Source organism: Streptomyces griseorubiginosus (assembly GCF_001514195.1).
Lineage (GTDB): Bacteria > Actinomycetota > Actinomycetes > Streptomycetales > Streptomycetaceae > Streptomyces > Streptomyces griseorubiginosus.
In genome coordinates this window covers 86,526-108,274 of sequence record NZ_KQ948744.1, presented here as the reverse complement: position 1 = coordinate 108,274, position 21,749 = coordinate 86,526, and the positions used below count along the sequence as shown (strand labels likewise).

Sequence of the window (21,749 nt, the reverse complement as noted above, 5' to 3'; positions counted from 1 at the left end):
TGCCATGCCCGAAACCGAAAGGAGCCGGACCGTGCGCGCCCATCTGGCCCGTGTCGACGCGGTGTTGGTTCAGGCGCTCATCGCCGCCGCGCTGTCCTTCGCCCACATCCACGACATCGCCATGGCGGCCGGACAGGACGGATGGAAGGCGTGGGCCTACCCGATCAGCGTTGACCTGCTGCTCGTCGCCGCCTGGCGTCGACTCCGCTCCGGAACGGCCAAGACGGCGGCCTGGTGCTGGTTCGTCATCGCCCTCACCGCGTCCCTCGGCGCCAACGTCGCCACCGCCGGACTCCTCGACATGACCGACGTGCCGGCCTGGCTGCGCATCCTCGTCGCGGGCTGGCCCGCGGTCGCCTTCCTCGGCGGAACCCTCCTCGCCCATACGGCGCCAAAAACGGCCACCGGCGAGAACGGCACGGACCTAATCGAGGACCAGGAGAACGAGCCCGAAGCCACACCCGAAACGCCCGCCCAACCCGCCATCGAGCCACCTCGGCCCACCCCGCCCGTGCCGGTGCCGACCGCACTCGTCGACCACGCCCGCAAAGTCGCCGCCGAACACCACACCCGCACCGGAACACCAATCGACACCCCCACCCTCCGCGCCCGCCTCGGTGTCCCGGCGCCACTCGCCGAAGCCATCGCCGCCCAACTCTGAAGGGAGAACCCCCACGTGACCGCCAACCGCCGCTTCCGCAACGTCACCCGCATCGGCCCCGTTCAGGTCGCCACCTCGTACGACGGCCGGGGCCGCGAGAAGCACACCGCCGCCTGCACCGCCCCGCGCTGCAACTTCTCCGCCGACTACGACAGCCGCGCCGCCGCCGAACTGGCCGCCCGCACCCACCGCTGCCCCGTCCGCTGAAAGGACCCACCCTCCCGTGACCGTCAGTCTTCCGCTCGTCGTCGTCCTCGGCTTCTTCGCCTGGGGAGCGATCAAGTTCCTCGGCGTCCGCACCTGGATTGTCGTCCTGATCGCCCTCTTCGGCTTCTGGCTCTCGCACACCTTCCTCGCCCCCGCCATCGAATCCGGCACGCGCTCCGGCGTGACCGTCATAAACGGCTGACACATCTAGACGAGTAGATAAGGAGTCTCCGCCGTGTTCCTGCCCAAGTACCCGGACAACCCCACTCCGCCTCCCGCACACACCCACACCGCAGCCACCGCCCCGGCGCCCGCCCGCCGCTCGCTGCCCTCGGTGTCCATCGATCAGAAGACGGTCGTCGCCCTGGTCGTCGGCGGAGTCGTCCTCACCGCGCTCCTGGCCGCCGTCGCCGTCACGGCCATCTCGGTAGCCGTGGCCGCCGTGGTCCTGCGCTCCCTGCTCCGCGACCAGCACCGCCGCTAGACACCGCCCGGCCTCCGGGGCGACGGCACACGACCAAGCATTACGCCGCCCCGGGGCCTTCCTCCCGACCGAGCCAGTCAGAAGGGAAACGCCATCTTCACCCGCACCACCCCGGCCCCCGTGCCGGAACTCGCGAACATGGCCGCCCAGGGCACCCTCCCCGGTATCCTCCGCCAACTCTCCGGCCTCGGCGGCTGCACCCACCCCATCCACCTCGACGGCCACCGCACCGAATACGACCTCGACACCACCACCGGCGAGATCGGCCGCATCCTCCAGCACCTCGACTCGACCAGCCTCCCCGCCGGCCAACTCCTCGTCCGCTGCAACAACCGCCGCACCACCCGCTGCCCGGCCTGCGCCGAGGTCTACCGCCGCGACACCTTCCACCTCATCACCGCCGGACTGCGCGGCGGCAAAGGCACCCCTGAGCAAGTCGGCGCCCACCCCCGCGTGTTCGCCACCTTCACCGCCCCCGGCTTCGGCCCGGTCCACAACCGCCGCACCGACGGCCGCCCCTGCCGCTGCGGCCTCCACCACGACCAGGACGACGACACCCTCGGCACCCCACTCAACCCCGACACCTACGACTACGAAGCCGCCGTTCTCTGGAACGCCCACGCAGGTGCCCTCTGGCGACGCTTCTCGATCTACCTCCGCCGGGAAGTCGCCAAGCGCGCGGGCCTCTCACAACGGCGCCTCCGCGACCACGCCCGCGTCTCCTTCGCCAAGGTCGCCGAATACCAAAAGCGCGGAGCCGTCCACTTCCACGCCGTCATCCGCATCGACGGCCCCGGCGGAGGCAACACCCCACCGCCCGCCTGGGCCACAGCCGAACTCCTCACCGACGCCATAGAAACCGCCGCCACCAAGGCCCGAGTCGACGGCCCCGTCATCGACGGCCGCACCCACACCTTCACCTTCGGCCACCAACTCGACGTCCGCACCATCCGATCCGCCGACTTCAACGACGGCCAGGAGCTGACCGAGCGCGCCGTCGCCGCCTACATCGCCAAGTACGCCACCAAGGGCGCGGAGACGGCCACGGGAGCTCTCGACCGGCCGCTGAAGTTCGTCGCCGAACTCGCCCAGCTCGACATCAGCGAGCACGCCCGCCGCCTCATCCGGACCGCCTGGGCCCTCGGCGCACGCAAGGATCTGGAGCACCTCCGCCTGCGCGCCTGGGCCCACATGCTCGGCTTCCGCGGCCACTTCTCCACCAAGTCCCGCCGCTACTCCACCACCCTCGGCGCCCTCCGCAACGCCCGCGCCGAATGGCGACGAGCACAGGCAGCAGCAAACGAACCGGGCCCCGAGACGACGTACGTACTCGCGCACTGGGTCTTCGCCGGGACTGGACTGTCTGACGCCGAAGCCTGGCTGGCCGCGTCCATCGAACCCGCACCCGGAACCGAAGGAGAGCCCACCCATGGCTAGCCGACGCCTCGCCCTGGCCGACGTGGCCACCGAACCGCGCACCCTGCCCTCGCGGTACCTGACGCCTGACGACCTGGTGGAGATGTTCGAGCTGCCCAGCGTCGAGACGGTCTACCAGTGGCGACGCAAGCGCACCGGGCCCCGTGGGTTCCGTGTCGGCCGGCACCTTCGCTTCGACCCGGCCGACGTGCGGGCCTGGGTGGACTCCCAGCGTGAGGGGGCGGCTGCCTGATGGCCGGACACATCCAAGACCGCTGGTACAAGACCGAGGTCGGTCCGGACGGCAAGGCCCGCAGAGTGAAGAGCGACCGCTATGGCTCGGGCGCCCGCTACCGCGCGCGGTACGTTGGCCCGGACGGTACGGAGAAGTCCAAGAGCTTCCCCGACAGACAGAAGCGGCTTGCTGACCAGTGGCTCGCCCACACCGAAGCGGACATGGCACGCGGGCAGTACATCGACCCGCGCGCCGCTCGGATCACCTTCCAGCAATACGCCGAGACATGGGTATCCACCCAGGGGGCTGACCCGAACACTCAGGCTTCGATGGAGTCACAGCTTCGGCTGCACGCCTTCCCGTACCTGGGATCGCGACCGCTCGGCTCCTTCCAGCCTGCGCATATCCTGGGCTTGATCCGCTTTGACGGACATTCGAGATCAGGGGTTCAGCCCCGAGAGGATGTCCATCATGGAGAGCATGGGGAAGAAGAAGCCTCGCCCTCGTCGCTCGTTCACGCCGGAGTTCAAGGCGGAGATCGTCGAGCTGTGCCGACGCGGTGACCGCTCGGTCGGTCAGATCGCCAAGGACTTCGATCTGACCGAGACCGCGGTGCGTGACTGGGCGAAGCAGGCCGAGGTCAATGCGGGCGAGCGGGACGGCCTGACCAGCAGTGAACGCGAGGAGCTGGCCGCGTTGCGGCGGGAGAACCGCCGTCTGCGTGAGGACGTCGAGGTCCTCAAGCGTGCGACGGCTTTCTTCGCGAAGGAGACCCGGTGACGGTGCACCCGTTCATCGAGGCGGAGAAGCGTGCAGGTCACAGCGTCAAACGAGCGTGTGAGCTGCTGAAGGTCTCCCGAACCGCCTTCTATGCCCGGCGCGCTGCCAAGCCTGGTCCCCGCGCGGTCCGTGACGCCGAGCTGGCGGAACAGATCGCCGACGTCCACACGAGATCGCGGGGAACCTACGGCGCCCCGCGCGTTCATGCGGTGCTCAAGCGGGCAGGCGCCGGATGTGGCCGCCGACGTGTGGCGCGGCTGATGCGGGCTGCCGGCCTGGAGGGCCGACACCGCAGACGACGACACCTGACGACGATTCCTGATCCACGGGCTGCCCTTCGGCCCGATCTCGTCGTCCGGGACTTCCAGCCCGACCCCGCCGACTTGAATGCCCGGTGGTGCGGCGACATCACCTATATCGCCACGGAGGAGGGCTGGCTCTATCTGGCCACCGTCATCGACATCGCCTCACGTCGCGTGGTCGGCTGGGCGACGGCCGACCACCTGCGGACAGATCTGGTCGCCGATGCCCTCACGGCCGCCTGCCGGAAGCGCCGTCCCACCCGGCCGGTGATCTTTCACTCGGATCGCGGCTGTCAGTACACCAGCCAGCAATTCGCCACACTGGCGCACCAGTTGGGCGTACGCCTGTCGGTCGGCCGCACCGGACAGTGCTGGGACAACGCGCTCGCCGAGTCGTTCTTCGCCACCATCAAGAGGGAGTTGCTCACCATGAGCTCCTGGCCCAGCAGAGCCGCGGCCCGAACCGCGATCTTCGATTTCATCGAGGGCTGGTACAACTTGCACCGGCTTCACAGCAGCCTCGGCTACCGCAGTCCCGCTGAGTATGAGACCGCACTCGCAGCCTGACCACCACACCGATGGTGTCCGTCAAAGCGGAACAAGCTCAATCCGGGACTGGGTGCGGCAGCTGAGCGAGAACGGCATCCGAGGCTCGTACGCCCGCACTATCTACTCCAACGTGCGTGCCGCCCTCAGTGCGGCCGTGGATGACGGGCACCTTCCCAGGAATCCGTGTGCGGCTCGATCGGTCCGGCCGCCGACCGTCGATGACAGGCGCGTCGCCCCCTGGACACCGGAACGGGTCTTTGCCGTCCGGGCCGGCATGCCCGAGCGGTTCCGGGCCATGGTCGATCTGGGTGGCGGCTGCGGCTTGCGCCAGGGCGAGATCCTCGGGGTGGCCGTCGACGCGATCGACTTCGAGTCGGACACGCTCCACGTGGTCCAGCAGCTCAAGCTGAGCCGGAGCAAGGCCGTCTTTGCCCCGCCCAAGGGTGGCAAGCTCCGGGACGTGCCGCTTCCCGGGCCGGTCGCTGATGCCCTGCGTGCCCACATGAAGCGGTTCCCGCCGGTCGACATCACCTTGCCGTGGAAGGTGGCGGACGGGCCTCCGGTGACCAAGCGGCTGATCTTCACCGGGCCGCGCGGTGGTCACGTTTGGCGGACGTCGCTCAACGAGGAAGCGTGGAAGCGGGCGCTGGCCTCGGCTGAAGTGATCCCCGAGCGGAAGCAGGGCCAGCCGTACGCCGAATCTCGCGAGAACGGCATGCATGCGCTCCGCCACTTCTACGCCTCGGTGCTCCTGGACGCTGGGGAGAACATCAAGGCCCTGGCCGAGTACCTTGGCCACTCGGACCCGGGCCTCACGCTGCGGGTCTACGCGCACCTCATGCCGTCCAGTCAGGAGCGCACGCGTAAGGCCGTGGCGGCCCTCTACTCCTCCGAGCGAGACTGAATCGACCGCAGAAGCGCGGGGGCTACTTCTTGTTCCGGCCCAGGCCTGGACGCCCGCCAACCATCTTGAGCAGAGCCTCGAAGTCACGGCGGACTGCGTCGTACTTTGAGGCTTCGGTCATCGAATCGGCAAACGCCCGGAGGCTTCCACCTCCGACGCTGAGATCACCAAGCTGTTCCATCTTGCTAACCGCCGTCCCCTGCCAAGCCTCGGTGGGGATCATCCGCCAGCCGACTTTTGACGGCTCCGCAACAGGTGCGTGTGTGCCATCGAAAGCCGGGGTCATGGCAAGTTCCTCGGCGCAGGTGACGGTCAGCTCACCGAAGATCACAACCAGCTGCTTGCGGATTCGTCGCTGTTGGCGCTCAGAGAGCCTCAGACACAACCGGACCAACTCAACTGCCATGGCGTCCTGGCTCCCGCTCTTCAAGAACTGCCCCGGATAGCTCTTGGTCACGGAGTAGCGATGCCAGTGCAGCGCCAAGTGTGAAAGGCGCTGGGCTATGTACGAACGCAGGGCGTCAAGATCCGCTGCTCGCAACTTCCCCCGCTCTTGGCGCTGAGCCACGTAGCTGGCGAGGAACAGGGAAGCTGTAGCGCCGCCCAGGGCCCCGGTGCCCACCTTCACGGCGAGATCTGTCACGTCCACGTCCGCATTGTGGCGGATGCCTGAGCAGCGCACGGCCCACAGACGGCCCAGCCTGACCAAAAAGCCCCCGCCCCGCGAGAAACTCGCAGGTCGGGGGCTTCCTGGCGTTCGGTTACTTCTTCTTGCCCTGGTTCTTGACCGCCTCGATCGCTGCCGCGGCCGCGTCCGGGTCGAGGTACTTGCCGCCCGGGGTCAGCGGCTTGAAGGAGGCGTCGAGTTCGTAGGAGAGGGGGATGCCCGTCGGGATGTTGAGGCCCGCGATGTCTGCGTCCGAGATGCCGTCCAGGTGCTTGACCAGGGCGCGGAGGCTGTTGCCGTGGGCCGCGACCAGGACCGTGCGGCCGGCCAGGAGGTCCGGGACGATGCCGTCGTACCAGTACGGGAGCATGCGGACGACGACGTCCTTCAGGCACTCCGTGCGGGGCCGCAGCTCCGGCGGGATGGAGGCGTAACGGGGGTCCTCCGACTGGGAGAACTCCGTGCCGTCCTCGAGGGGCGGCGGGGGCGTGTCGTAGGAACGGCGCCACAGCATGAACTGCTCCTCGCCGAACTCCGCGAGGGTCTGCGCCTTGTCCTTGCCCTGGAGGGCGCCGTAGTGGCGCTCGTTCAGGCGCCACGAGCGGTGGACCGGGATCCAGTGGCGGTCCGCGGACTCCAGCGCCAGCTGGGCGGTGCGGATCGCGCGCTTCTGGAGGGACGTGTGGACCACGTCGGGCAGGAGGTCGGCGTCCTTCAGGAGCTCGCCGCCGCGGACTGCCTCCTTCTCGCCCTTCTCGTTGAGGTTGACGTCCACCCAGCCGGTGAACAGGTTCTTCGCGTTCCACTCGCTCTCGCCGTGGCGGAGGAGGATCAGCTTGTACGGTGCGTCGGCCATGCGTATGAGCGTAATCCACGCCTTCGATCCCGGTAGTGCCCGCTCGACAGACGGACGGTTGACGGGATCTGTTAATTGAGTGGCCGACCGCCGACCCGCCTTCGTAAGTTGTGCCTGCCATCCGGGACACTTACATACATGGGGGACCGTCCATGCCGCTCGCCACCCTGAGACGCGCCACCCGCGAGACCGTCTCCGGGCTCCCCCGTGAGTTCTGGTGGCTGTGGACCAGCACCCTCGTCAACCGGCTCGGCGCCTTCGTCGCCACCTTCATGGCGCTCTACCTCACCCTGGACCGCGGCTACTCCGCCTCCTACGCCGGTCTCGTCGCCTCCCTGCACGGGCTCGGCGGCGTCGTGTCGTCGCTCGGGGCGGGGGTCATGACCGATCGGCTGGGCCGTCGGCCCACCCTGCTCGTGGCCCAGGCGTCGACCGCCGCCTCCGTCGCGCTGCTCGGCTTCATGCAGCACCCCGTCGCCATCGCCGGCGTCGCGTTCCTGGTCGGCATGGCCTCCAACGCGTCCCGGCCGGCCGTGCAGGCCATGATGGCCGACATCGTGCGGCCCGAGGACCGGGTGCGGGCCTTCTCGCTCAACTACTGGGCCATCAACCTCGGCTTCGCCGTCTCCTCCATGGGCGCCGGGTTCATCGCCGAGTTCAGCTATCTCGCGGGCTTCCTCGTCGAGGCCGGGATGACCGCCGTCTGCGCGGTCGTCGTCTTCCTCAAACTGCCCGAGTCACGGCCCGTCGCCCAGCACGCCGGGAAGGTCTCCGACGACGTCCGCCTCGCCGCCGTCCTGCGCGACGGACGCTTCATGAGCGTCGTTGGACTGTCCTTCCTGGTCGCCGTGATCTTCCAGCAGGGCTCCATCGGCCTGCCCGTCGCGATGGGCGCCGCCGGGTTCACCCCCGCCGACTACGGCCTGGCCATCGCCCTCAACGGGGTCCTGATCGTCGCCCTCCAGATCCCCGTGACCCGGTTCATCCAGCACCGGGACCCGAAGCGGCTCCTCGTCGTCTCGTCGCTGCTCGCGGGGTACGGCTTCGGGCTCACCGCCTTCGCCGGGTCCGTCGGCCTCTTCGCCCTCACCGTGTGCGTGTGGACGCTCGGCGAGATGATCAACGCGCCCACCCAGACCGGGCTCGTCGTCCGCCTCTCCCCCGCCCACGGCCGCGGGCGCTACCAGGGCATGTACACCCTGTCCTGGTCCCTCGCCGCCCTCGTCGCGCCCCTGATGTCCGGTTTCGTCATCGACCGTTACGGCGCCGCCTGGCTGTGGGGGCTGTGCGCGGTCGTCGGGACGGTCGCGGCCGTGGGGTACGCGGCCCTGATGCGGCACCTGCCCGAGGAAACGGCCGCCGAGGCGACCGTACCGGGGGAAGCGGTCGCCGAGACCGCCGCACCCGGGGAAGCGGCCGTCAAGACCGCCGCACCCGGGGAAGCCGCCGCCGAGACCGCCGCACTCGGGGAAACGGCCGCCGATATCGCCGTACCCGAGAAGCCGGCCGCCGCCGAAGCCGCCCCGGCCTGATCCCACAGGCGCGTCGGCGGCGCGCCCGCCCCGGGGCCACGACCGGTCCGCCCCCTCCGTCACGGATGCATCCGCGCCCCCTTGAGCACCTTATCCACGGCGTTTCGCGGCCCGTACACGGCCAGCCCCACCAGGTCCAGGTCCGCCGTCGCGACCGCCCGGACCGCCGCGCGGTTGTCCCGGTCGTTGCCCGTCGCGAACAGGTCGCTCGTGAAGAGCGCGCGCGGCAGCGAGCGGGACAGCACGCGCGCGTGGGCCGCCGTCAGCGTCTCCTTGGTGCCCTCGAAGACCAGGACCGGCTGCCGGAACATCGGCAGATAGGGCACCCCGTCGGCGTCCTCGTACGGTTCGCCGAGCACCTCGGGCGCCTGCGCGGCCAGGCCGCTGACCAGGAAGGCGGTGACGTTCAGGCGCTGCCAGGTCTCCAGGTCCTCGCGCAGCAGGACGGCGATCTTGGTGTCGAAGCGGAGGGGTTCGGTACTCATGCGCCCAGACTCGCGGCCGCCGTACGACACCGTCTTGTACGTTCTTTGCATGGCGCCGAGAACCCCGCCCCCGCAGGAGGTCACCGCGTGGCGCCCGACCGTCCCGGGCGTCACCGAGGTCTTCCACGCGCACTTCACCGAGTACGCCTACCCCATGCACGTGCACGAGGCGTGGACGCTGCTCATCGTGGACGACGGCGCCGTACGGTACGACCTCGACCGGCACGAGCACGGCACGCCGGACGACACCGTGTCCCTGTTGCCGCCGCACGTCCCGCACAACGGCTCGCCCGCCACCCCCGGCGGCTTCCGCAAGCGGGTCCTCTACCTCGACGGCACCCACCTCGGCGACGAGCTCATCGGGCCCGCCGTCGACGGCCCCGATCTGCGGGACCCCGTACTGCGGCTGCGGGTGGGGCAGTTGCACACGGCGCTGACCAGACCCGGTGAGGAGTTCGAGGCCGAGAGCCGGCTGACCCTCATCAGCGACCGGCTCCGGAGTCTCCTGCAGCCCCGGTCGTACGGCCGACCCACGCGCCGTGACCCCGCCCTGGCCCGCCGGCTGCGGGAACTCCTCGACGAGCGGGTCGTGGAGGGGCTCTCCCTGGAGGCCGCCGCGGCGACCGTCCAGGCCCATCCGGCGCATCTCGTACGGGCGTTCAGCAGCGGGTACGGCATCGCGCCGCACCAGTACCTGACCTCGCGCCGCGTCGACCGGGCCCGGCGGCTGCTGCTCGCCGGGAGCGGGCCCGCCGAGGTCGCCGCGCTCACCGGATTCCACGACCAGGCCCATCTCACCCGGCACTTCAAGCGGTTGGTGGGGGTGACTCCGGGGCGGTACCGGGTGAGCGCTAGGAGATCGACGGAAGGCGCCCGTCCGGTGATCGTCGGCGATTAGCGTCGCGGCATGGATGACAGACAGAACACGGGTGACACACAGAAAACCGGTGACAGGCAGAACGCCGGTGACAGGCAGAACGCCGGTGACGCACAGAACACCGGTGACAGACAGAAGTCCTTACCGTTCAGGCGTCTCTCCGTCGCCGTCGCGGGAGCGGCCGTCCTGGTCGCGGTGAGCGTCGGCGGTGCCATCGCGGCGAGTTCGGACGACGGGCCCAGTGCAGAGCCGAGCACGTCGGCCGGCTATCCGGGGGACGAGAGCGGGACCGACGGGGGGACCGTCGGCGGCAGCGGCGGCAGTGGCGGCAGTGGCGGAAGCGCCGGCGGGGTCGATCCCAGCCCCACCTCCACGTCCCCCGACGAACCGACCGAGGAACCCACCGAGGAACCCAGCGGACAGCCTTCCGCGCCCAGCGACTTGGCGGAGCTCAATCGCCGTATCGCCGAACGCGACCGGAAGGTCGACCAGCTGCCCACCAAGAAGGAACTCGCCGACGCGCTGCGGGCTTTCGCCGACCAGCTGGACAAGCAGTCCGCTCCCACGCCCACGCCCGAGGACCCCGGTCCCACCAGCCCGCCCCGGCCGTCCGGCACGCTCCCGCCCAACTAGGCGAGCCGGCCTCAGCCGTCCGACACGCCCCGCCCAACCAGGCGAGCCGGCCTCAGCCGTCCGACACGCCCCGCCCAACCAGGCGAGCCCGCCCCGGAGTCAGTCCTCCGTACGCCGGGTCAGATGCGCGAACGCGTCCAGGTTGCGGGTCGACTCGCCCCGGGCCACCCGCCACTCGTACTCCTTGCGGATCGCGGTGGCGAAACCCAGCTCCAGCAGGGTGTTGAAGCTCCCGTCGGCCGCCTCCAGGACCTGGCCCAGGAGGCGGTCGACCTCGTCGGCGGTGACGGCGGCGAGGGGGAGCTTGCCGGCGACGTAGATGTCACCGAGCCGGTCGACGGCGTAACTCACGCCGTAGAGCTTGAGGTTGCGTTCCAGGAGCCAGCGGTGGACGCCGGGTTCGTTCTCGTCGGGGTGGCGGATGACGAAGGCGTTCACGGAGAGGGAGTGGCGGCCGACCAGGAGCGAGACGGTCGTCTTCAGCTTGCGGGTGCCGGGGAGCTGCACGACGTAGTTGCCGGGCGCGGGGCTCTCCCACTCGACCTCGGCGTCCTTGAGAACGCCCTCGATGACCTGCGCCGCCTTCTCTGCCTCAGCCATGCAGCGAGCGTACGTGACGCCGGTACGACTGCGCGGCGGCCACGTACACGTCCGCCGTCGCCGCGGCCGCGGTGTCCCAGCCGAAGGACTGCGCGTGCCGGGCCGCCGCCTCGCCCATGCGGGGCGACAGCGCCGGGTCGTCGGCGAAATCGCGCAGCACGCGCGCGTAGGCGGCCGGATCGTGTCCTCGTACGAGGAAGCCGGTCCGTCCGTCGGCCACCGCCACCGGCAGCCCGCCGACCGCCGCGGCGAGCACCGGGGTGCCGGCCGCCTGGGCCTCTATGGCGACCAGGCCGAACGACTCGCTGTAGGACGGCATGACCAGCACGGACGCGGCCCGGAACCAGTCCGCGAGCTGCTCCTGGCCGACGGGCGGGTGGAACCGTACGACATCCGCGATGCCGAGCCGGGAGGCCAGTTTCTGCAGGCCCTCCGGCTTGGCGAGGCCGCTGCCGCTGAGGCCGCCGACGACCGGGACGAGGATGCGGGAGCGCAGGTCGGGGCGCTGGTCGAGGAGGACCGCCACCGCGCGGAGCAGGACGTCGGGGGCCTTCAGGGGCTGGATGCGGCCCGCGAAGAGGGGGATGAGCGCGTCCTGGGGCAGGCCGAGGCGGGCGCGGGCCGCCGCTCGGCCGTCCGCCGGGCGGAAGCGGTCGAGGTTCACGCCGGGGTGGACGACGGCGACCTTGGCGGGATCGGCGGCGTAGTGGTGGACGAGCTCCTCGCGCTCCTCTGCGGTGTTCGCGATGAGGCGATCGGCGGCGGAGACGATCTGGGTCTCGCCGATGACCCGGGCGGCAGGCTCGGGAGTGTCGCCGTCGGCGAGGTTGGCGTTCTTGACCTTGGCCATGGTGTGCATGGCGTGCACGAGCGGGGTGCCCCAGCGCTGGGCGGCGAGCCAGCCGACGTGGCCGGAGAGCCAGTAGTGCGAGTGGACCAGGTCGTAGTGGCCCGGGCGGTGACCGGCCCATGCCTGCATGACGCCGTGGGTGAAGGCGCAGAGCTGGGCGGGGAGGTCCTCCTTGTTGAGGCCCTCGTAGGGACCGGCGTCGATGTGGCGGACGAGGACGCCGGGGGCCATCTCGACGGTCGGGGGGAGGCCGCCCGTGGTGGCGCGGGTGAAGATCTCGACCTCGATGTTGATCGCCGCGAGACGCTGGGCGAGCTCGACGATGTAGACGTTCATGCCGCCGGCGTCGCCGGTGCCGGGCTGGTGGAGCGGTGAGGTGTGCACGGAGAGCATGGCGACGCGGCGGGGGCGGCGGTGCGGCAGCCACAGCCGCGGGGTCGTGGTGGGAGAGCGACGCTGGAGCCTGCTGATGTACTGGCTCACGTGGCGTTCCTCCTTGCTGCGGGCATGCCTGTCGGAGGGTGCGGGGGCCCTCCGAGGGGAGGAACACCGGAGGGAGGCGTTCCCATTCCTGGCGGGGCGGTTTTTGCCGAGGTATTACCCGAGGTCGCTCAACCGTTCGAGAGCGGGGCGCGTTATGAAGGCTGCGGGCGCGTTATGAAGGCCGCGGGCGCGTTATGACGGCTGCGGAGCGCGCAAGAAGGCTGCGGAGCGCGTAAGAAGGCCCGGCGGGCAGCGACCCACCCGCGCGACCGCCCGCACAGCGGACCGGCCCCGGGCCGCCGCATACCCTCTTAGACATGACGTCCCGTGCCGCCTCTCGCCCCGTGGGCACGGTCACGCGCGGGACGACCAACCCCAACCGGCTGCGCCGCATGGACCGCTGGATCGCGGCGACCCACGGCGCCGCACTGCGCCGCGCCGCCGATCCGGTCGCGGTCGACCTCGGGTACGGGGCCGCGCCCTGGACGGCCGTCGAACTGCTCACCCGGCTCCGTGAGACGGCCCCCCGCACGCGCGTGGTCGGCGTCGAGATCGAACCGGCGCGGGTGGCGGCGGCCCGGCCCTACGAGCGGGACGGACTCGTCTTCCGGCACGGCGGGTTCGAGATCCCGGTCCGCGAACGGCCCCTGCTGATCCGGGCCGCGAACGTACTGCGCCAGTACGACGAGGCCGAGGTGGCCGCCGTGTGGGAGCGGCTGTGCGCCCGGCTCGCGCCGGCCTCCGACGGCTGCCGGGGCGGACTGCTCGTCGAGGGAACCTGCGACGAGATCGGGCGTCGGCACGTGTGGGTCGCACTCGGCCCCGAGGGGCCCAGGACGGTCACCTTCGCGACCCGGCTGGGCTCCCTCGACCGGCCTTCCGACCTCGCCGAACGGTTGCCGAAGGCCCTCATCCACCGCAACGTCCCGGGCGAACCGGTGCACGCCTTCCTCCACGACTTCGACCGCGCGTGGGCAGCGGCGGCGCCCTACGCGTCGTACGGCGCCCGCCAGCGCTGGATCCGAACGGCCCGCCACCTCACCACCGACTGGCCGATCACGGACGGCCCTTCCCGCTGGCGCCAGGGAGAAGTGACGGTGGCTTGGGGGGCGTTGGCTCCTCGGAGGTGACTCGGGGGCGGCCCTGGGTGGTTCGGCCGGCCTGGGGTGGTTCGGCCGGCCTGGGGTGGTGCGGGGTGGGCCCGCCCGGCGGCCGGCGGAGTGGGGGCTGCCGGGCCGCGGGGCCCCTTGAGCTGAGATACCCGCCGGCCGCCAAGTCCTCCGATGGGGGACCGCCGCGCGGGGCGCGGTGCACCCGTGGGGCGTGGAAGCACCGCGCGCGGACGCCGGTCGGCGCGGAGTGCGGTGCACCGTGGGACGTGGAAGCACCGCGCGCGGACGCCGGTCGGGAGCGAGTCGCCGGCGGACGCACGCCCCTTGCAGCCGACTCGACGTCACGGGACCCCACCACCGCGCCCGCGCCCCTCGCCCTCACTCTGGCCCCTCCTCCGCGGGAACGATCCGCATGAGGCGTTCGTCACAAACTCCGGGAGATCGTCTTCGCGGGGCGAGGAGTGGGGGAGGGACCGACAGACGCGAGGCGCGAAGGTGCGCGCAGGGGTACGCCGGGCAGGCAGGCCCCTGTCGTTTTCGGCTGTGACGTGGCACGATCCCCCGAGCACCGTAAGTTACTGACGGTAAATCAGCTTTGGGGGAACAGGTATGGGCACGGGCAAGCGCGGTCTGATCGCTACGGCCGTGACCGTGATCGGCGCGGTCGCCGTACTCGCGGCACCGGCCACCGCGTTCGCCGCCCCGAGTCCGACCCCCACCCCCTCCCCCACGGCCTCACCGACCCCCGGCACCGCCGTCACCAACAAGGACCTCGAGGCCGTACGCGAACGTCTCGACGCGCTGTACCACGACGCCGCCGTCGCCACCGACGCCTACAACGCCGCCGAGGAGAAGGCCCGGCAGCAGTCGGCCCAGATCGTCGCGCTGGCCAAGAAGATCGTGCAGGGCCAGGAGAAGCTCAGGCGGCTCAAGGCCCGCGCGGGCGCCGCGGCCGCCGCCCAGTACCGCACCAACGGCCTCCCGGACGAGGCCCAGTTGATACTGAGCGACAACCCGCAGGAGTTCCTGGACGCCACCGGCCGCGTCCTCCAGGGCCAGCGCGCCACCAAGGCCCTCATCGCCGAACTCACTCAAACCCAGCAGGACTTGAAGCAGTACGCCGACGACGCCTCCGCCCAGTGGACCAAGCTGGAGGCGGGGCGCAAGGCGAAGGCCGCGGCCAAGAAGAAGGTCGAGCAGCAGATCGCGGCGGCCGAGCAGCTCGAATCCCAGCTGGAGGAGCGGGAGAAGGAGCGCCTCGCCGAACTGGAGGAGCAGGCGGCCCACAAGGCCCAGAGCGCCTGGCTGGACTCCGGCATCCTCGACGAGATCGACGGCAAGGCCAGCGAGGCCGGCAAGATCGCCGTCCGGTACGCGACGACCCAGATCGGCAAACCGTACGAATGGGGCGCCGAGGGGCCGGACTCGTACGACTGCTCCGGACTGACCTCACAGGCCTGGGCGAGCGCCGGCAAGCCCATCCCGCGCACCTCGCAGGAGCAGTGGAAGCAGCTCAAGCACGTGGACATCAAGGACATGCGGCCCGGCGACCTGATCATCTACTTCGACGACGCCAGTCATGTGGCGATGTACCTCGGCGAGGGCGCGATCGTGCACGCCCCGCGCCCGGGACGCACAGTGACCCTCGCGGGCGCGGGCTCGATGCCGATCCTCGGAGTGGTGCGACCGGACGCGTGAGGGACGCTCCACGGGGGCGGCGTGGGCCTGCGCGAGTGTCGCCCGATCCGGGGCCCACGGCGGCGTGAGACCCAGGTCATGTGACGCGCCGCACCCCTGACGGCCCCGCAAACCTGCCGGGAACGTGACGTTCGTCATCCCGACGACACCTGTCACCTGTCCAACTGCGGTACGGAACGCGGCATATGACAGTGGCGACCGGCCAAGCCACGTGTCGCACACCATTCCTTTCCCGGCCCGGCACCCGCTATGGTCCCCGTCGGTGGATCGAGACCCCTCGCCCCACCGTGCCCTCGGGGGGAGGGAAGGAATCCGAGACCATGCCCGTACCCATACCGCGGCAGCGCGCGATCCCGGCCGCGGAGAGTGGTCAGGCGCCGGCCGCACCCAAGGGCGGCCCCTCCAGGGAAGACGCCCCGCGCAAGGAAGCCACGGTCGACAACAACGCCGCCACCCAACTGACCCTGCTGGTGATCGAGGACGATCCCGGCGGCTCCACGGTCGTACCCGAACTCCTGGACCCCGCCGGCAGGCCGATCCGCGTCCGCACCGCCCGCAACCTCACCGAGGCCGAGCGGCTGCTCACGGACGACGTGCACTGCATCCTGCTCGACCTCGCGCTGCCCGGCTCCGGCCGTACCGCTGACGACGACGAGCTCGCCGTACTCCGGCACGTCCTGGAACTCGCGCCCCGGCACGCCGTCCTCGCGCTGACCGCGTCCGGAGACGCCGAGCGAGGCGCGGAGGCGGTACGGGTGGGCGCCCAGGACTACCTCTTCCGGGACGAGCTGGACGGCCGGCTGCTGAGCCGGGCGATCCGGTACGCCGTGGAGAGGAAACGTTCCGACTCGGCGGAGCGCAGGCTCGCCGAGGGACGGGTGCGGGCGCAGGAGAACCGGCGCCTGGAGCGCGGCCTGCTCCCCACGCCGCTGCTGGAGGGCTCCTCGCTGCGGTTCGCCGCGCGGTACCGGCCGGGGCGCTCGCGGGCCCTGCTCGGCGGGGACTTCTACGACGTCGTCCGCACGCCCGACGGGACCGTGCACGCGATGATCGGTGACGTCTGCGGACACGGTCCCGACGAGGCGGCGCTCGGGGTGGAGCTGCGCATCGCCTGGCGGGCGCTGACCCTGGCGGGCCTGTGCGGGGACGAACTGCTCGGCACGCTCCAGGAGGTGCTGGAGCACGAGCGCTCCGACGACGAGATCTTCGCCACCCTGTGCACGGTCGACATCGCGCCGGACGGGCGCCGGGCGGGACTGTGCCTCGCCGGGCATCCCTCACCGCTGGTGGCCCGGCCGGGCCGCCCCGCACGCCTGCTGCCGTACGACAACAACGGCCCCGCGCTGGGGCTGCTGCCGGGCGCGCGCTGGCCCCGGATGCAGGTCGAGCTGGGCGCCGAGTGGAGCCTGATGCTCTACACCGACGGGCTCATCGAGGGACACATCGGCCAGGGCCGGGAGCGGCTCGGGCAGGACGGGATGGTCGCCATGATCCGCCGCCAGTTGTCCGAGGGACTGCGCGGCGAGGAACTGCTGCGGGCCGCGGTCAACGAGGTGCGCTCGCTCAACGGGGGCGAGCTGGCGGACGACGTGGCGGTACTGCTGCTGGACCGCGAGGGCTAGCGGGTTCGGGCCGGTCGAGGGGCGCTTCCAGCGACCTCCGTTGCTTCTAGCGACCTCCGTTGTAGGGGCCGTAGGGGCCGTCGCTGCTCGAACCCCTGCCCCGGCCGCTGCGGCCGCCGCCCGGCAGGGCGCGGATCGCCGGACGTACGTCGACCATGTACACGATCGTGGCGATGAGACCGATGATCGGCAGGAACGACAGGATGTTGAAGATCAGGTTCACCACGAAGGCCAGCCCGAGGATGACCAGCCAGAAGGGCTTGGTCTTCTTGTCTGCCGCGCGGTAGGCGTCCTCACGGCGGATGGCGGCGTCGAAGAGCGCGAAACCGCTGAAAACGATCAGGGCCATGCTCAGCAGCCACATGAAGCCTGCGAACCCCTGCATCAGCACAACGTCCACCACCCGACTCGGCTCGTCATTACGCGATTGAGCGATTACGCGGTCACCGTACCCGCTCCCGCGAGTCAGCTACCCGGACAACGGGCCGGGCACTCGGTAAGTGCCCGGCCCGTAACCCTGATCCGTCCCGCGGGGTGACTTACTTCGCGGGCGGGGTCTTCTTCGGCGCGGTCTTGCGCGGGGTGGCCTTCTTGGCGGCGGGGGCCGTCTTCTTGGCCGGGGCCGGCGCAGGGGCGGCGGTCGTGGCGGTGGCGGTGGCGGGCTTGGCGACCGTGGCCGGGGTCGCGACCTTGATGTCGCCCGGCTCGGCGTCGGGCTCGACGGCGATCGCCAGTTCCTCGATCTCCTCGGCGGCCTCGCCGCGCCAGGTCTTCACGGCCTGCTCACCGTGCTCGGCGACCTTCTCGTAGGTCTCACGGGCCTTGACGGCGTACTCGGCGGCCACGCCCACGCTGCGCAGGGCGAAGTCCTGGGCGGACTCGCCGAGCTTCTTCAGGTCGGCGTCGAGGGTGGAGCCGAGCTTCTTGATGTCGCCGTCCAGGCTGGTGAAGAACTCACCGAACTTCGCCTGAAGGGTCTCCTGCGTCTCCTTGACCTTGGCGCCGGCCTCCTTGGCGCGCGCCTGGGCCTTCTCCTGGACCACCTTCGGGTCGGTGCCGCGCACGGCCTCGATCCGGGACGGCGCCTCGGCGCGGAGCTGCTCCACCAGGCCGGGCACCTTCTTGGCCTCCTGGAAGGCCAGGTCACCGGCGCCGGCGAGGAAGTAGAGCGGGGTCGGGTCCTTTACGGCCTTGCGGATGTCGTCGGTGATGGCCATGGTGATGGTCCTCCCGGGTCGCTTTCTGCTGAGGGTTTTGGGTCCCGCGTGCCGGTCGGCGAGCTGTCGAGCCGGGTCCTGACTCAACTGGCCGTCTGGTGCGGGTCGGCGTCGCTGCCGTCGGTCGTACGGGTGTCTTCAACGGCGGTGCCGTCCAGTACGTCACTGTCCTGGACGTCGCTGTCGTTCTGCGGGTCGCTCTGTGCGCCGGTCCGTGTGCCGTCCTGCGCGGGGGCCGCGTCGGCCGGGGCGATCTCGAAGCCGTTCTCCTTGCGGAAGGACTCGTAGATCTGGAGCAGCACCTGCTTCTGCCGCTCGTTGAGCGTGGGATCGGCGAGGATGACCGCACGTGTCTCCACGTCGTCCCGGTCCCGCTCGGCGTCGAGGATGCCGGCCCGCACGTACAGCGTCTCGGCGGAGATCCGCAGGGCCTTGGCGACCTGCTGCAACACCTCCGCGCTCGGCTTGCGCAGCCCGCGCTCGATCTGGCTCAGATACGGATTGGACACCCCGGCGGCGTCGGCGAGCTGCCTGAGCGACAGCTGCGCGGTGCGCCGCTGTTCACGCAGATACTCACCGAGATTGCCGACGTTGAGCGATGCCATGCGTCTACCTTGCCTCACCCCCGCTAACTATTGCAAGCACCCGCTTGCAAAAGTGCGCCACGCCACGCCGGGTCGGGGGGAGCGGGTGCTCTGGAGGGGAGCACGCTCGGTGTGACCGTTGGAATCGGCCTTGCTCGGGCAAGCATGGTGCGCACGCCATCCGCGGGTGGTGCGACACACCGGGTCGCCTTTCGAGTGCCCTTCCCACGGGGTTTCATCAGGTCACCGAGGCCCGTACGGGAGCCTGCGGGCAGCCCTGGCAACCGCCCGCCGGGGCTTTCCGGCGGCCTCCTCTCACCCCGGCGCGCCCGCAGTCCCCTCCCCCTCCCCCTCGTCCCACCAACCGCGCACCACCGCCACTGTCAGTGCCCCGTGCAACGCTCTGCCTATGGGTTTCTTCGATGATCTGGTTCTCGCTGAGGAGCCGGCCGCCGAGCGGGGCGCGATGGCGTGGTTAGGGCCGGCCGGGGAGGACGAGGGGCGGTACGTGCCGCCCGTCGACCGGTTCGCGCCCGCGCTGGTGCCGCAGCTCGACGTGGTCGGGGTGGGGGCGGAGACGCGGGTGGTGGTGACGGGGTGGTCCGTGTGGCCCCGGTCGGTCACCCTGCATCTGTCGGTGTTCCGCAGGGCCCGCAGGCAGAGCGGGGGACCACGGCGCCAGTCAGGACTCCGCGTGGGGCTGCTGTTCTCCGACGGACGCCGGGTGACCTCGCTGGACGGCACCGTGATGCGGGGGATCGAGTACACCGGCCCCGACGGCCTGACCAGGCAGGCGGCGACCGAGCAGGCCGTAGGACTGATCCCGTTGGATCCGGGCCTGCATCACTCCCGCAGGTCGCTCTTCAAGACCGACGTGGACCTGTATCTGCCGGAGCTCCCACCCCCGGGTGCCACGCAGTTGGTGGTCGAGTGGCCGGACGAGGGCGTACCCGAGACCCGCACCCCCGTCGACACGGCCGCGCTCCTCACCGCGTCCCGGAGGGCCCACGAGGTCTGGCCCGACCTCGGACCCCCGGATCAGGACGAACCGCCGACCACGTTCACGACCATGGAGGTGAGCGGCCCACCGGCGCTCCTCGCACCACCCCTCGACCGGCGCCAGCGCGAGGCACGGCAGCGCGAGGAGGAGGCCCGCCTGCGCTATGTGCCCCAAGCCGACTGGAAGGGAATCGGCTACCGCGACTGGGGTGACGCGGCCCTGATCCGGGCCCGGCTAGAGGGCGGCGCCCCGCCCGAGGCCGCCGTCGGATGGCAAGGCACCACTCCGCTCCACCTCACCGCGGAACAGGGCTCGGCGGAAGCGGTGAGCGCGCTCCTCCCTCACGTCACGGACGTCGACGTACGCGACCACGACGACCACACCCCCCTCTGGTACGCCGTCCACAGCATGGACGACGCCACAGTGCGCGCGCTGATCGACGCCGGGGCGGACGTATGGACACCGCAGGCGCCACCCTGGTCACCGGGCCGGCTGCTGCTGACCACTCCGCTCGCGCCGCTCGTCCGGGACCTGCCCGGAGCGATCGAGCTGCCTCCGCAGGAGGTCGCCGCACAGGAGGCCGCGGACGCCCTGATCGCCGCCTTCGGCAGCGAACCGCTGTACACCGAAGGGCTCGGTGTCTGCTTCGTACAGGGCCTGGACGAGGACGAGTTGATACGACGGCTCGGCGCCGACCCCGCCCACTGCCCGCGCGCCGACCGCGACCACGCGCCCTTCGACCCGATGGACTACGACGAGTCCCTGCGTTACGTGGGCGTCAGCGGCGTGGCCGGCACCCCCGGTGGCTGCGTCATCGCCCAGGACGGGTACATGCCCAGCGACAACGCGGTACTGCGCGCGATATCGGCGGGCACCACGGCCTACGGGGTCTACTTCAACCCTAAGGGCGGGACGTTCGGCGCCCTCGCCCGTGACGGCGAGATCGTCGCGGGCGACGAGATCCACACAGGGCCGCACGACTCGGACCCGGAGGCGTACTGGACGTTCCGTTTCTGGCAGCGCAAGCACGCGTTCCCCTACGGCGCCGATGTCCTCGCCTACTGCTGCGCCGCCGCGGGCCTGAAGATCAGCGCCGGACGAGACGCGGTCGACCTCCACACCCCGCACCGCTGGGTCCCCCTGTCGCCAAGCCTCCAACGCTGAGCAGACCCGGGTACCTGGCAGTCCCTCCCGCGGCTCACCCACGTGCTCCGCGCCTACCTGCTGCCAGGTTCCCGCCCCGCCACGAACACGAACTCCCTGCCCGGCCGGTCCGGTGCGTCCCGTACGTCCTCCACCACGAACCCCTGCCCGGCCAGTTCCGCCTCGATCTCCGCCCGCTCCCGGAAGCGCAGGGTGGAATCCGAGGTCAGCGTCAGTCCGTCCGCGGCGAACACATAGGTCCACCGGAACGACACCAACTGCCCCTCCACACGGGTCACTTCGACCCAGCTCTCGATCGTCCCGACACCCGCCAACTCGGTCACGGCGTACGACGCCTGCCGGTTCCACTCCTCCCAGGCCCGCCGAGCCGGGTCCCGCGTCTCGAACACCAGGCGCCCTCCGGGCCGTAGGGCCGCGTGTGCGCCCCGCAGGGTCCCCCGCCAGGCGTCCGCCTCCACGATCTGCTGCGCCACGTTGGCCGTCATGGTCACCAAGTCGACGCACAGCGGGGGCAGTTCGGTCGCGTCTCCGTGGATCCAGCGCACCCGTTCCGCACCTGGCTTCCCCCGGGCCACGTCGAGCGACGCCGGCGCGGGATCGACCCCGACGACCTCGACCCCCCGCCCGGCCAGCGCCAACGCGAACACCCCAGTCCCACAGCCGACGTCCAGCACCCGCAGCGCCCCGAACTCCTCCACCATCCCGATGTACGCGTCGAGATCACGGCGATCGGGGTCGAGCGGGTCGTAGACAGCGGCCAGCCGCGGATCGTTGAAACCTTCGTCAGCCATGAGGCCGACGGTAGGTCGAGCGCGCCCGGGAGGACCACCC

Annotated in this window: 24 protein-coding genes and 2 pseudogenes; 17 read left to right on the top strand and 9 right to left on the bottom strand. The window is 70.9% G+C overall.

The annotated features are described in order from the left end of the window. Positions 1–31 precede the first annotated feature (31 nt). The 10 genes and pseudogenes from AQJ54_RS35645 to AQJ54_RS35605 all read left to right on the top strand — a co-directional run. Positions 32–661, top strand: a complete 630-nt coding sequence (locus tag AQJ54_RS35645) for a DUF2637 domain-containing protein (RefSeq protein ID WP_062244622.1) — start codon at positions 32–34, stop codon at positions 659–661. A gap of 15 nt (positions 662–676) precedes the next feature. Next, a complete protein-coding gene (locus tag AQJ54_RS35640; protein WP_062244619.1) occupies positions 677–868 on the top strand; it encodes a mobile element transfer protein in 192 nt (63 codons plus the stop codon). Positions 869–884: 16 nt separating this feature from the next. Beyond that, the gene (locus tag AQJ54_RS35635) at positions 885–1,070 is read left to right on the top strand and encodes a hypothetical protein (RefSeq protein ID WP_062244616.1); all 186 of its coding nucleotides are present in this window, start codon (positions 885–887) and stop codon (positions 1,068–1,070) included. Positions 1,071–1,103: 33 nt separating this feature from the next. Continuing rightward, complete coding sequence (locus AQJ54_RS35630; RefSeq protein ID WP_062244613.1) at positions 1,104–1,352, top strand: hypothetical protein; 249 nt, start codon at positions 1,104–1,106, stop codon at positions 1,350–1,352. Positions 1,353–1,490: 138 nt separating this feature from the next. Beyond that, on the top strand, positions 1,491–2,789 hold the full coding sequence (locus AQJ54_RS35625; RefSeq protein ID WP_062245064.1) for a replication initiator: 1,299 nt from the start codon (positions 1,491–1,493) through the stop codon (positions 2,787–2,789). Next, positions 2,782–3,021, top strand: coding sequence for a helix-turn-helix transcriptional regulator (locus AQJ54_RS35620; RefSeq protein ID WP_062244610.1), 240 nt, complete (start codon positions 2,782–2,784; stop codon positions 3,019–3,021). Before AQJ54_RS35625 ends, AQJ54_RS35620 begins: the two co-directional genes overlap by 8 nt. Next, positions 3,021–3,425 (top strand): annotated as a pseudogene (locus AQJ54_RS47000) (tyrosine-type recombinase/integrase); the annotation flags it as partial. The gene AQJ54_RS35620 and the pseudogene AQJ54_RS47000, both read left to right, overlap by 1 nt. Positions 3,426–3,474: 49 nt before the next feature. Then, the gene (locus tag AQJ54_RS35615; RefSeq protein ID WP_062244607.1) at positions 3,475–3,783 is read left to right on the top strand and encodes a transposase; all 309 of its coding nucleotides are present in this window, start codon (positions 3,475–3,477) and stop codon (positions 3,781–3,783) included. Continuing rightward, on the top strand, positions 3,780–4,652 hold the full coding sequence (locus AQJ54_RS45315; RefSeq protein WP_062244604.1) for an IS3 family transposase: 873 nt from the start codon (positions 3,780–3,782) through the stop codon (positions 4,650–4,652). Before AQJ54_RS35615 ends, AQJ54_RS45315 begins: the two co-directional genes overlap by 4 nt. A 37-nt stretch (positions 4,653–4,689) precedes the next feature. Next, positions 4,690–5,538, top strand: a pseudogene (locus tag AQJ54_RS35605) (tyrosine-type recombinase/integrase); the annotation flags it as partial. A gap of 22 nt (positions 5,539–5,560) precedes the next feature. Here AQJ54_RS35605 and AQJ54_RS35600 read toward each other — a convergent pair. Together AQJ54_RS35600 and AQJ54_RS35595 are read right to left on the bottom strand one after the other, a co-directional pair. Beyond that, a complete protein-coding gene (locus AQJ54_RS35600; RefSeq protein WP_159055596.1) occupies positions 5,561–6,187 on the bottom strand; it encodes a hypothetical protein in 627 nt (208 codons plus the stop codon). A gap of 112 nt (positions 6,188–6,299) precedes the next feature. Beyond that, entirely contained in the window at positions 6,300–7,061 is a 762-nt protein-coding gene (locus AQJ54_RS35595) for a phosphoglyceromutase (protein ID WP_062032647.1), read from the bottom strand. Positions 7,062–7,213: 152 nt separating this feature from the next. On the opposite strand from AQJ54_RS35595, the gene AQJ54_RS35590 reads away from it, so the two are divergent. Then, positions 7,214–8,593 carry an MDR family MFS transporter gene (locus AQJ54_RS35590; RefSeq protein WP_062244599.1) on the top strand — a complete coding sequence of 460 codons (1,380 nt, stop codon included), beginning with the start codon at positions 7,214–7,216 and terminating at the stop codon, positions 8,591–8,593. A gap of 59 nt (positions 8,594–8,652) precedes the next feature. Here AQJ54_RS35590 and AQJ54_RS35585 read toward each other — a convergent pair whose 3' ends face one another. Then, positions 8,653–9,078: a DUF2000 domain-containing protein gene (locus AQJ54_RS35585; protein ID WP_020140156.1), complete on the bottom strand. Its 426-nt coding sequence runs from the start codon at positions 9,076–9,078 to the stop codon at positions 8,653–8,655. A 49-nt stretch (positions 9,079–9,127) separates the two neighbouring features. On the opposite strand from AQJ54_RS35585, the gene AQJ54_RS35580 reads away from it, so the two are divergent. Continuing rightward, on the top strand, positions 9,128–9,976 hold the full coding sequence (locus AQJ54_RS35580) for a helix-turn-helix transcriptional regulator (RefSeq protein WP_062244596.1): 849 nt from the start codon (positions 9,128–9,130) through the stop codon (positions 9,974–9,976). 9 nt (positions 9,977–9,985) lie between these two features. Further along, positions 9,986–10,588: a hypothetical protein gene (locus AQJ54_RS46470; protein ID WP_062244594.1), complete on the top strand. Its 603-nt coding sequence runs from the start codon at positions 9,986–9,988 to the stop codon at positions 10,586–10,588. Positions 10,589–10,687: 99 nt separating this feature from the next. Here the strand turns inward: AQJ54_RS46470 and AQJ54_RS35570 are convergent, their stop codons facing one another. Further along, positions 10,688–11,188 (bottom strand): type III secretion system chaperone family protein, encoded by a 501-nt coding sequence (locus tag AQJ54_RS35570; RefSeq protein WP_030318092.1) that lies wholly within the window; start codon positions 11,186–11,188, stop codon positions 10,688–10,690. Next, positions 11,181–12,521 carry a D-inositol-3-phosphate glycosyltransferase gene (mshA, locus tag AQJ54_RS35565; protein ID WP_062032661.1) on the bottom strand — a complete coding sequence of 447 codons (1,341 nt, stop codon included), beginning with the start codon at positions 12,519–12,521 and terminating at the stop codon, positions 11,181–11,183. The genes AQJ54_RS35570 and mshA overlap by 8 nt, the downstream gene beginning before the upstream one ends. Before the next feature lie 317 nt (positions 12,522–12,838). On the opposite strand from mshA, the gene AQJ54_RS35560 reads away from it, so the two are divergent. From AQJ54_RS35560 to AQJ54_RS35550, 3 genes are all read left to right on the top strand, one after another. Then, the gene (locus AQJ54_RS35560) at positions 12,839–13,651 is read left to right on the top strand and encodes a class I SAM-dependent methyltransferase (protein WP_062244592.1); all 813 of its coding nucleotides are present in this window, start codon (positions 12,839–12,841) and stop codon (positions 13,649–13,651) included. A 591-nt stretch (positions 13,652–14,242) separates the two neighbouring features. Next, positions 14,243–15,331 carry a C40 family peptidase gene (locus AQJ54_RS35555; RefSeq protein WP_062032667.1) on the top strand — a complete coding sequence of 363 codons (1,089 nt, stop codon included), beginning with the start codon at positions 14,243–14,245 and terminating at the stop codon, positions 15,329–15,331. 320 nt (positions 15,332–15,651) lie between these two features. After that, positions 15,652–16,953 carry a PP2C family protein-serine/threonine phosphatase gene (locus AQJ54_RS35550; RefSeq protein ID WP_062032670.1) on the top strand — a complete coding sequence of 434 codons (1,302 nt, stop codon included), beginning with the start codon at positions 15,652–15,654 and terminating at the stop codon, positions 16,951–16,953. A 46-nt stretch (positions 16,954–16,999) separates the two neighbouring features. Here the strand turns inward: AQJ54_RS35550 and AQJ54_RS35545 are convergent, their stop codons facing one another. The 3 genes from AQJ54_RS35545 to AQJ54_RS35535 form a co-directional block, all read right to left on the bottom strand. Next, on the bottom strand, positions 17,000–17,338 hold the full coding sequence (locus tag AQJ54_RS35545; RefSeq protein WP_079070172.1) for a DUF2516 family protein: 339 nt from the start codon (positions 17,336–17,338) through the stop codon (positions 17,000–17,002). Between the two features lie 154 nt (positions 17,339–17,492). Further along, positions 17,493–18,170, bottom strand: a complete 678-nt coding sequence (locus AQJ54_RS35540) for a hypothetical protein (protein WP_062244590.1) — start codon at positions 18,168–18,170, stop codon at positions 17,493–17,495. A gap of 83 nt (positions 18,171–18,253) precedes the next feature. Then, on the bottom strand, positions 18,254–18,775 hold the full coding sequence (locus AQJ54_RS35535) for a helix-turn-helix domain-containing protein (RefSeq protein WP_062244588.1): 522 nt from the start codon (positions 18,773–18,775) through the stop codon (positions 18,254–18,256). A gap of 388 nt (positions 18,776–19,163) precedes the next feature. Here AQJ54_RS35535 and AQJ54_RS35530 point away from each other — a divergent pair, with 388 nt between their 5' ends. Further along, a complete protein-coding gene (locus tag AQJ54_RS35530; protein ID WP_062244586.1) occupies positions 19,164–20,918 on the top strand; it encodes an ankyrin repeat domain-containing protein in 1,755 nt (584 codons plus the stop codon). Between the two features lie 53 nt (positions 20,919–20,971). Here the strand turns inward: AQJ54_RS35530 and AQJ54_RS35525 are convergent, their stop codons facing one another. Beyond that, the gene (locus AQJ54_RS35525) at positions 20,972–21,709 is read right to left on the bottom strand and encodes a class I SAM-dependent methyltransferase (protein ID WP_062244584.1); all 738 of its coding nucleotides are present in this window, start codon (positions 21,707–21,709) and stop codon (positions 20,972–20,974) included. Positions 21,710–21,749 lie beyond the last annotated feature (40 nt).

Bases quoted from the DNA above. Each gene is read 5' to 3' on its own strand.
- AQJ54_RS35625 (WP_062245064.1), top strand. From the start codon at position 1,491: ATGGCCGCCCAGGGCACCCTCCCCGGTATCCTCCGCCAACTCTCCGGC.
- AQJ54_RS35620 (WP_062244610.1), top strand. From the start codon at position 2,782: ATGGCTAGCCGACGCCTCGCCCTGGCCGACGTGGCCACCGAACCGCGC.
- AQJ54_RS35615 (WP_062244607.1), top strand. From the start codon at position 3,475: ATGGAGAGCATGGGGAAGAAGAAGCCTCGCCCTCGTCGCTCGTTCACG.
- AQJ54_RS35595 (WP_062032647.1), bottom strand. From the start codon at position 7,061: ATGGCCGACGCACCGTACAAGCTGATCCTCCTCCGCCACGGCGAGAGC.
- AQJ54_RS35590 (WP_062244599.1), top strand. From the start codon at position 7,214: ATGCCGCTCGCCACCCTGAGACGCGCCACCCGCGAGACCGTCTCCGGG.
- AQJ54_RS35585 (WP_020140156.1), bottom strand. From the start codon at position 9,078: ATGAGTACCGAACCCCTCCGCTTCGACACCAAGATCGCCGTCCTGCTG.
- AQJ54_RS35580 (WP_062244596.1), top strand. From the start codon at position 9,128: ATGGCGCCGAGAACCCCGCCCCCGCAGGAGGTCACCGCGTGGCGCCCG.
- AQJ54_RS46470 (WP_062244594.1), top strand. From the start codon at position 9,986: ATGGATGACAGACAGAACACGGGTGACACACAGAAAACCGGTGACAGG.
- AQJ54_RS35570 (WP_030318092.1), bottom strand. From the start codon at position 11,188: ATGGCTGAGGCAGAGAAGGCGGCGCAGGTCATCGAGGGCGTTCTCAAG.
- AQJ54_RS35560 (WP_062244592.1), top strand. From the start codon at position 12,839: ATGACGTCCCGTGCCGCCTCTCGCCCCGTGGGCACGGTCACGCGCGGG.
- AQJ54_RS35555 (WP_062032667.1), top strand. From the start codon at position 14,243: ATGGGCACGGGCAAGCGCGGTCTGATCGCTACGGCCGTGACCGTGATC.
- AQJ54_RS35550 (WP_062032670.1), top strand. From the start codon at position 15,652: ATGCCCGTACCCATACCGCGGCAGCGCGCGATCCCGGCCGCGGAGAGT.
- AQJ54_RS35545 (WP_079070172.1), bottom strand. From the start codon at position 17,338: ATGCAGGGGTTCGCAGGCTTCATGTGGCTGCTGAGCATGGCCCTGATC.
- AQJ54_RS35540 (WP_062244590.1), bottom strand. From the start codon at position 18,170: ATGGCCATCACCGACGACATCCGCAAGGCCGTAAAGGACCCGACCCCG.
- AQJ54_RS35535 (WP_062244588.1), bottom strand. From the start codon at position 18,775: ATGGCATCGCTCAACGTCGGCAATCTCGGTGAGTATCTGCGTGAACAG.
- AQJ54_RS35530 (WP_062244586.1), top strand. From the start codon at position 19,164: ATGGGTTTCTTCGATGATCTGGTTCTCGCTGAGGAGCCGGCCGCCGAG.
- AQJ54_RS35525 (WP_062244584.1), bottom strand. From the start codon at position 21,709: ATGGCTGACGAAGGTTTCAACGATCCGCGGCTGGCCGCTGTCTACGAC.